The 9,220-nt window shown below is 55.2% G+C and carries 7 protein-coding genes and 1 pseudogene; 5 read left to right on the top strand and 3 right to left on the bottom strand.

From position 1 onward, the window contains the following. Positions 1–84 precede the first annotated feature (84 nt). From EQW76_RS28240 to EQW76_RS28225, 4 genes are all read left to right on the top strand, one after another. Positions 85–552, top strand: coding sequence for a hypothetical protein (locus EQW76_RS28240; protein WP_143123507.1), 468 nt, complete (start codon positions 85–87; stop codon positions 550–552). 119 nt (positions 553–671) lie between these two features. Next, positions 672–1,709, top strand: coding sequence for an ABC transporter ATP-binding protein (locus EQW76_RS28235; protein ID WP_142831127.1), 1,038 nt, complete (start codon positions 672–674; stop codon positions 1,707–1,709). Between the two features lie 477 nt (positions 1,710–2,186). Continuing rightward, positions 2,187–2,756: a hypothetical protein gene (locus EQW76_RS28230; protein WP_142831126.1), complete on the top strand. Its 570-nt coding sequence runs from the start codon at positions 2,187–2,189 to the stop codon at positions 2,754–2,756. Then, on the top strand, positions 2,753–3,466 hold the full coding sequence (locus EQW76_RS28225; RefSeq protein ID WP_142831125.1) for a nucleotidyl transferase AbiEii/AbiGii toxin family protein: 714 nt from the start codon (positions 2,753–2,755) through the stop codon (positions 3,464–3,466). The genes EQW76_RS28230 and EQW76_RS28225 overlap by 4 nt, the downstream gene beginning before the upstream one ends. Before the next feature lie 326 nt (positions 3,467–3,792). Here the strand turns inward: EQW76_RS28225 and EQW76_RS29530 are convergent, their stop codons facing one another. Then, the gene (locus EQW76_RS29530) at positions 3,793–4,065 is read right to left on the bottom strand and encodes a hypothetical protein (RefSeq protein ID WP_203452806.1); all 273 of its coding nucleotides are present in this window, start codon (positions 4,063–4,065) and stop codon (positions 3,793–3,795) included. A gap of 467 nt (positions 4,066–4,532) precedes the next feature. After that, entirely contained in the window at positions 4,533–5,534 is a 1,002-nt protein-coding gene (locus EQW76_RS28215; RefSeq protein ID WP_143123506.1) for a hypothetical protein, read from the bottom strand. Positions 5,535–5,954: 420 nt separating this feature from the next. On the opposite strand from EQW76_RS28215, the pseudogene EQW76_RS28210 reads away from it, so the two are divergent. Beyond that, positions 5,955–6,794, top strand: a pseudogene (locus tag EQW76_RS28210) (DNA repair exonuclease); the annotation flags it as partial. A gap of 1,453 nt (positions 6,795–8,247) precedes the next feature. Here the strand turns inward: EQW76_RS28210 and EQW76_RS28205 are convergent. Beyond that, positions 8,248–8,625 carry a hypothetical protein gene (locus EQW76_RS28205; RefSeq protein WP_142832593.1) on the bottom strand — a complete coding sequence of 126 codons (378 nt, stop codon included), beginning with the start codon at positions 8,623–8,625 and terminating at the stop codon, positions 8,248–8,250. Positions 8,626–9,220 lie beyond the last annotated feature (595 nt).

Genomic DNA, 9,220 nt, shown 5'->3' with positions numbered 1-9,220 from the left:
CATGGAGGCCTATAGATTCAGAACTTGTAAAAATACGCAACTGTAATGCTAGGCGAGGATCATGCTGCTTATCATGATCTCTACATGACGCTGCTTATGCTCGGCAGTCACGATCTTGCAGTCCTGCGCGGCGCCTTCGGCGTCGCAGAAGCGGTGGACTATGTGCAAGCGGTCGGCCCTACTCACATCATGGCCGTGCTCGGCTTTCCCGACCGCGTCCCGGCTCTGCTGGAGGTTGCCTTCGGTGCACAGTACGAATGGTGGGACGAGTGGATGACAGTCCATGGCGAAGCCCACGAGATACGCATCGAGTTCCAGAACCCCTATGTCAGGAATGCTGCAGCCACCGTGCGCCTTCGCGAGGCGTCCGGCGAAAATTCGAGCGAGAGAATATTGCCCGGCACCCCCGACACCGCGTTCCGCAAGCAGTGGCAGCACTTCGTCGCCTGCATCCATGACACGGCAACCCCGATAACACCGCTCCAGGGCGGGTTGGACGATCTGGAGTTGGCGGAAAAGATCATCAAAGCGCTGCCGCGAAAGACGGCCTGACGCCGCGGGCTGGTTGCTGACTGAAACACCGGGATTGGTTATCGGCGCCGTATGTTTCCGAACATTTTGATTGATGCGTTCAGCGCCGCGCGGTCAAATAAGATATCTGGGAGAGAACCATGGGCAGCATTACCCTTCAGAAGGTTTCGAAGGTCTTTGGCGAAGCCCAAGTCATTCCTTCCATCGACCTTGAAATCAAGGACGGCGAATTCGTCGTTTTCGTCGGCCCGTCCGGTTGCGGCAAGTCGACGCTGCTCCGCCTGATCGCCGGTCTCGAAGATGTCTCCGGCGGCAAGATCATCATCGATGGCAAGGACGGCACGAGCCTCGGTCCATCCGAGCGCGGGCTTGCCATGGTGTTTCAGTCCTATGCGCTCTATCCGCATATGAGCGTCCGCAGCAATATCGCCTTCCCGCTCAAGATGGCCGGCATGTCGAAGGACGAGATCGACCGCAAGGTGAGCGAAGCCGCTCGCGTGCTGAACCTCACGGATTATCTCGACCGCAAACCGCGCATGCTGTCCGGCGGCCAACGCCAGCGCGTCGCCATCGGCCGTGCCATCGTGCGCCAGCCATCGGCCTTCCTCTTCGACGAGCCGCTTTCAAACCTCGATGCATCGCTGCGCGTCAACATGCGTCTCGAGATCAGCGAATTGCACCAGCAGCTGAAGACCACCATGGTCTACGTGACCCACGACCAGGTCGAAGCCATGACCATGGCAGACAAGATCGTCGTTCTCAACCGCGGCAACATCGAGCAGGTCGGCTCGCCGATGGAGCTTTACAAAAACCCGGCAAATCTCTTCGTCGCCGGCTTCATCGGTTCGCCGAGGATGAATTTCGTCACCGGCGTCTATGCAGAACCATTTGGCGCGCCGACGGTTGGCGTTCGGCCCGAGCATATCGTGCTGTCGACTGAAAGCGGCGTTTGGCAGGGCAAGGTCACCGTTGCCGAGCATCTCGGCTCCGATACGTTCCTGCATGTCGATGTCGAAGGCATCGGCCACATCACGGCGCGTGGTACCGGCGAATTCCCGGTCAAGGCCGGCGAGACCGTCTACATGACCCCGGACCGCAGCCGCGTCCACCGGTTCGACGACAAGGGACTGGCGATGTCTATAGGTGGTCTTGATGGGAATCGAACCGTTGAACAGTAATTTTGGCAGAATGAAATCTCGTTAGAACAGATACTTAGGTGAAGTGTCGAGATTATATAACTCGCTTGGTTCGACATGTCGCGTCGTCATCCAACCTTTGTTTCATCATGTCATAACAGCGATGGCAATCACCCTAGCGAAAGCCGAAGGCTGTTCAGGGTTCCGTAAATTTCTCGCGAAATGTACGCATTATCTCGAGCTGAATGCCATTTCGCTTTTCCCGCGTTTGTAGATATTATTCGGGGCGGTTCCAGCGAGAGATTGGCCAGGCGCCTTGCTCCGCCCGGAAATCTGGTCTTGATCAATCTGGAAACATTATTGCCCCCGATCATTACCATCTATCAAATCGCCCAAGCAGGTGTGAGCTACATCGAGTTCTTGCTCCAAACGATTAATCTAAGGCACGATGTCCACAGATTGACAGGACCGATTGCTTCAGGCTAACTGTCCTCAGTCCTAGGACAGAGGACACTGTTTATGAAGAGCCAAGATATCGTCGTTTTGTTAAAGCTGGTAAGTCTGCAAGACCAGGAACTCACCAAGGGCATCGATCGGTTGCGATCGGAATCCGTGGGGGGAGACCCGTATTCCGTTCGGAACCTAGAGGCGCTACTAGGTATCAGCAAGACCGAAATAGGGCAGTCCATTAAGCGCAGTGTCGCGTCAGGCATCGCGCGAAAAGACAATAGCAAGAACGAGCCTAGGCCAAGCCGCAGGAACCTGTTCGGCTTCATTACCACCGGGCTAAAGTTCGTCTTCCCCGCTCAAGTTGGGCCGATGCAGCGCGGCGTACCGACCGCCTTCGCCGCACCTATGCTCACGGAACTCCTGATCAGCGGCGGGACGTACAACTTCGTTTGGCCCTATGCCAACGGAAGGGAGATGGGGCAGGCGGTGGAGCCGCTCTTCAAGACCGTGCCGGACGCAGTCCTGAAGGACGACGCACTCTATGAGTACCTCGCGTTGGTCGATGCGATCCGCCTCGGGAACCAGCGGGAAGTTGGTCTCGCGACAGACCACCTCAAGTCAAGGATCATGAGCAAATGACAGCGATCCGCGCCCAACTGCTGGAAATGATGAAAGCCGTTGCCTCGGCCCTTGGCGACGACCTCCGCTCGCGCCTGGTCTTCGTCGGCGGATGCACGACCGCGCTATTCATCACTGATCCGGTCACGCTTGAGGATGTGCGTGCCACTGACGACATCGACCTGATCGTTGACTTGGCAGGCCTTCCCGCCTGGGCACAGCTCCAGGAAGAGCTTCGACACCGGGGCTTCATGGAGGCAGCTGACGAGGCGGTGATCTGCCGCATGCGTCTCGGCAAGCTCACGGTCGACTTCATGCCGGATGATCCGGCTATCCTCGGATTCGGAAATCGATGGTACGCGAGTGGAATCGAGACGGCACAGCACTACCAGCTCTCGGTAGACCTTGCGATCCGGATCCTGACGCCGCCAATGTTTCTTGCGACAAAGCTCGAGGCCTATGCCGGAAGGGGAAACGGCGACTTGATCATGAGTCGTGACGCGGAGGACATCCTCCTGATTGTCGACGGCAGGGAGGAGCTCCTAGCCGAGGTCACGGCGGCCGACAACGAGGTTCGAAATTTCATCGCCGGACAGTTTCGTGCGCTCCTCGATCAAGGTGACTTCGACGATTTTCTCGATGGCAATATCCGCGGGCCCGCCGGTCGTGTAGAAATCGTCCGGGACAGGTTTGTCTCGATAAGCCATTGTGCGGATGGCCCCGCACAATGAAAATCAAGGCCCGATGGTTGAGCCAAAAAGGAACACGCACCGACGACAATCGCGACCATGCGGGGATCACGGGGAGACATGGTGAACTCCTTGCTATCGTGGCTGATGGCGCCACGAACGGCTCAACAACGGGGGATATGCACGGGCAATCGTCGAAGCTGTCGTCGACTGGTTTCCAGGAACCGACGAGGCGTGGGGCCACGAGCTCATGCAAGCCAAGCTTCGGGAGATTCATCAAGCCCTTCGCAAATCGTTTCCAAGGGGTTCCGCCAGAATTATCTTCTTTCACGTGAGGGACAGACACAGGCTCCTTGACGGTTCTCCACTCAGGAGATTGCCTTCTTGGCAGGCACGACGGCCAGGTACACTGGCAAGTCACGCCACATACCCTCGCAAACGCCTTGGCGGACATGCCTCTCGATGCGATCGCAAAATCCCCCACGAGGCACCTTCTCACCCAGAGTTTTCGTTCCAGGAAGTTCATGGTCACAGACGTCCTCGCAGAAGAGAAGGTCAGCGGCACGTTTTTTCTTGCCGCCGATGGCTTCTGGGCGGAATTGACGGAGAGCGAGCAGGAAGTTCTTCTTGGCGGCGGCCAATCAGCTGCTCCAGAGAGAGATGATGGCAGCGTGCTACGATTATGGCTTTCCACCGAGGAGCCGACCGAAATCTTGCTGGACGATCGTGGATCGACGAATTTTTATGTGCGGACTCCAGGGCCCCGGAAATAACCCAGAAGCATAGATATCCGGCATCTTTCGCCGCCCATCAATGCCCGACGTCAGTTCCAGCGCCTTGAAAGGATTCGAACCAGCGACCCACTATTTAAAATCCGAACTGCTTAAGGAAATGCAACTATTTCATAAGTAGCTATCAGCACGACGAATCGTATGTGCTGTATCCATCCCATTAAAACTGATTGAAACCCGCCGCAGGTAATCAGAGAGGTGCTCGCCGTATTATCAGCCAGCCAACGCTTGAAATTGGCTCCGATTAATTGCCTTGGTGCGGCGTTGTTACCTCCACTCATTCCCAAAGAATCTGCGTGTATATCGAGGTGCATTTGCTAGCTCACGGTTAGCAATTTTGACTGAAGCTGATGAAGATCACCGATGCGCGCCGCTTTAAGCGAGTGCAGATAGCGCACGATAGCATCGCCGCTGCAGGTACCCTCGGAGCGCACCTCTGCAGCCTTCTCACCAAAGTGGGCTGTGACAGTAAAGCTGTAACGTGTGATGGACAGCGCATAGTGATAACTCGATGCGGTATCTTGCACGAAGTGATAGGGAGAAACCGCTACATGCGCGGCATCTTCGTAGAGTGACTTTAGATGGACGCCGATCAGGTCGAGCAGTTCCTCGGCGATGGTGACAATTGCCGCCTTCTCGCTAATGTCGCGGTGATGAAATATTTTGTTTCGCGCATGCCGCACCTTCTCAAACTGATTGAGGAAGGTTGTGACACCAAATGATGGCGCTACGGCAAAAGAATCTTTGATCCTAATCCAGTCCGCACCGATCAGCCTTTCGAGGTCGTTCAGCTTGGTGAACTGGATTAGATCCATTGTCCCGCCTCCTTCATCGACGAGGATCCGCGCTTCCTTGCTCATTGCAATCGAACGAGCAAAGTCATGGACGGCATTTGACAGGTCCAAACTAATGCGAAGGGTTCCGATGTGCGAAATGCCGGGATCGCTATGATGATGTGGATCGGAACGCAATATCTCAATATCGTAGGCCGGCTTCCACCAGTAAGATGACCCATGCACTTCATCCATCGTGTGGGCGAGAAAGGACCGGAAGGAACTTTCGAATATATTGAAGAGAGGATAAAGCCGCCCCATCTCCGCTAGACGCCGATTATAGGCTTTATGGACCTTGTCGATGAAGGCCCCAACCTCGATAGTAATTGCGGTCACACCCTTCTTGGGCCTGCCGATCGCCTCTTTTAGGCTGTCGCGCAGGATCGAGTCGTTGGCGATAGGTATGAATTTCGCAATCTTCTCAACGATGTCTTCTGAAGTTCCCTGTGGCAAAAGACGCCTTGCGGTCTGATGATGATCCTGCATATTAGATCTACCTGCACTCCGAAAAACCCGTCCTTGCAGGCTCGCCATCCCTATTGACGCGCCCGACTAGGTTATCTATATTCCCCTCACTCTGAAGTCGAGGAACAAGTCTTGATCCATTGCCTCGTGCAGGACGGCTACGGAGTCTAAAGCGATACAGCACGACCAATTTGGGCCCCACTGGGGCCTAAATTATTTTGGCATCCTCACTCCCTCGAGAGGTTCGCCGCCTTGATGCGGATTATTGCCGTCACGCAGGTATAAATGCGTTGTCATTGCGATCGTTACTTTCTAACGCCTAGAACCGCCCGCAGGCTGCAGTACTGCCTCGTCAGGGCCAAAAATATTTCCCAATTTTCAAGCAGAAACTTATGGCGTTTGCTACTTTAAATTGAACCGTAATACCGAGAAGATTGCGGCATGGCATTCAGATTCATTCATACGGCCGACCTCCATCTCGATTCACCATTACGCTCATTAGCGCTACGAAATAGTGACCTTGCCGAGCTGATCGGAGACGCCACCCGACAAGCCTTAACAGCGATCGTCGGCTTGTGTGTTGACGAACAGGTAAATGCTCTGATTATTGCCGGCGACCTATATGATGGCGAACAGACTTCGATGAAAACGGCCCGCTTTCTGGCCAGCCAGATGCAGCGGCTGCACGAGGCTGGCATTAACACGTTCGTGATCCGTGGAAATCATGACGCCCTGTCCCGAATTACCCAGGAGCTGATCCTACCGCCGTCGGTGACCGTGTTCAGCGGCCGCCCACACGCCGTCGACATCACTCATGGCGATCTAGCTATATCGGTGCACGGCCTGAGCTTTGCAAAGCCTCAAGCCCCGGAAAGCCTCCTCGAGAAATATCACCGCCCAACCCCTGACACCGTCAACATCGGTATCATGCATACGAGCCTCGCCGGAGCACCGGGTCACGATCTTTATGCACCGTGCAAGGCGGTCGACCTGCACGGTTGGGGTTTTGACTATTGGGCTCTTGGGCATATCCATGCGCGGGCACAGCATGCCGGCGAGCGCAGGGTGATCATGCCTGGTATGCCACAAGGGCGGGACATCAATGAGAGCGGCGAAAAGACGGTCACACTCGTCACGGTCAATGACGATCGTAGTCTTATCATCGAGGAGCGTTCGACCAGCATTGCCCAGTTCGAACGAATATCGGTCGATCTCTCCTCCGCCGATACCTGGCGAGAGGCGGCAGACCTTATCGAGCAGGGCATGAGTATTGCACGCGACGGGGTACGCTCTTCACTCACATGGGGAATTCGGCGTCGAGCCCTTTTAATAATCCATGGGACGCTTCCTTCGGTTGTTTGTGTCTGCAGTCAAGGCTCGGCCTGCTATTTATGACCGGGTTGTTTCCATCGCCGGTTCCACCTCGCATACGGCGCGCTGGTCGACGACACCATGATCTCGCTTGCGTCGCGGCCCAGGCTCAGGGGAACGATCCCATTCTTTGTTTAACGGCATTCGAGCCCTATCGAGCTTCGGGTCGTTCACCTGGATCTGCCAGGACTGATGATCTGGTCGGCTGATTGCAATTTGGCGAGGTTGCGGACTTCGCGATAGTTGTTCTCGGCTTGCCTTCAACACAAAGCCCTCGATGACGACGCCACCGGTCACGTATTTCCATAGCGCCACCAAATTTGCGCCAGTACCACGATCGCGCTCTTCTTCATAAGGCCACCGTTCGACTGGACCCACGACTGTGAGAGGCTGCGCATGAACTGCGCGAGGCTGGCATCGATAAGAAACTAATTCTAGACCTACTGGACGTCGCCATGCTCAGCAAATTCAAAGGGAAACTGCGGTGCTGAACCATCGTGACCTCCGCGGCAGCAACATACTTTGGGACGCAAGCATCGAGTCATTGGCACTAGTTCTGCTCCGACATCTTCATCGCCGTATCTCGACCGAATTTCAGAGTCGTGAATGGCAGAGTAGCGGTTTGGATGAGGACAAGACCGGCACCATTGAGTGCAGTTTTCGCGATTTGTGCGGCTCCGCTCGAACTTTCTAAATCTGTGCTTTCCACGGGACCGACAGACGGTCGTGCAGAATTTCTAGGTGGGATTGTCCCCGCGACCAGTGGATCTCGGGAGTCACAGCCGGGATTACATCGATCGTAGCGGATGACTTTGGTCGAAGTCGTGGCGGACGCCGAACGGTTCATCTTCTCAGGGTCACGAGATCTAACACCGTCAAAGACCGGCCGCTGGGTCGGAATAACGGTGTAAGGTGCAGAAGCAGCTTGCGTCTCTGTGATGCTCGCTGTCATTGGTGCTCGTGCCGTATCAACAATGTTCTGAAGTCTTGTTGAAGCGGCAACGGCTTCCCGACCGTCGGGATGGGAGGCCGTGACCTCTTGCAACAAAGGGGTGTGTGTCGGACCCGGATCGCTATAAGCAACGACAGATATTGCACCGAGCATAAGGCCGCCAGCCGCAAGCATGAGCCACGCTGGACCATTGTGTCGCGGCTTTGGGGTCCGTATATCGAGATCATGGCGATGCTGCCACACACGCTCGACACGGATTAACTCTCCATTGCCTGCCTCCGGTCGGGAAATGATGTCACGGCTGCGAGAAGTAGACATTGGATGCCTTTCGTTTGGCGTTGGACGGTCGAGGGCAAGCTTTGGCTCACCCAAGCGGTTGAACAGGGCGCTGGATTGACAACCCGGTATGGCTTATCTCTGGTACTGGTCGTGGACGACACCCATGATATCGCCCGACCGCGATACGCTCACGAGCAAGTTGTCGCCGCCACGGGTTGCCTTGACCAGATAACGTTCGCCGACATCCTGAACATCCCTCACTCGGTAACCACGATCCTCGAGCAAGGTAATAACGTCGTCAGGTCCAAAGCTGGGCCGTTGTACGGACCAACGGTTCTGATGGTCATGATGGCGGTTCCACGAGTTTAGAAAGTTGGATTCCGTGTTCCCGTCAACCGAGTAGGGATCTGAAGGCTGGCCATCGTAGATGACCACCTGCGAGAAGGCGGGTACGGCGGCGGTAGCGAATAGAGCAGCGGCCGCGGTGAACGCGATGACATAACGTGTCATGAAACTTACCTTTGACTAAAACCCTCTACCCGATCCTATTTGGCGACCGAGTTAGATCGATGTTTTGACGCGATGCGAAGCACAACGGCATTATGCGCCTTGCAACTGTTGCAGTGTGTCGTTTGTTATTGCGAAATGTTGCAGACACTTTACGGATAAAACTGCGCCGGGACTTGCTTCAGAAAAGTGAAGAGGTTTTCTTGAGTTGAAGGCAACCGGAATGCCAAAGCAGAAGAAATCTACAAAGGAATTTGGGAAGGAAGCAATGCGCCTGGCGTAGACGAGCGGACGGACATTGTGCCGGGCTCGCGTCTTCCCCAGCACTTGCTGCGCGAGATTTCTTTCTGCGTAGGCAGAGTCGATACGATAGCTCCTCGTTCGAAAACGATTGAGGTATTGGCGGTATGCGACCAGAACCTGCGGACTAAATTATGAGACGCGTCATCTCATTGTCATGTAAGAATTTTACTTCCGAGGCTAACGGGGCCTTAAATTGCGTTAAGGCCCGTGAAGTTGAACTTAGCATTCCGGATTGGTCACGAAAATGAAACAAGCGATATCGCCATTATCGCCGGCTCCCTCGTCGCGAAACAGT

This window comes from Rhizobium sp. rho-13.1 (assembly GCF_007000305.1).
In the GTDB taxonomy this organism is placed as follows: domain Bacteria; phylum Pseudomonadota; class Alphaproteobacteria; order Rhizobiales; family Rhizobiaceae; genus Rhizobium; species Rhizobium rhododendri.
This window is presented reverse-complemented; position numbering and strand designations above follow the sequence as displayed.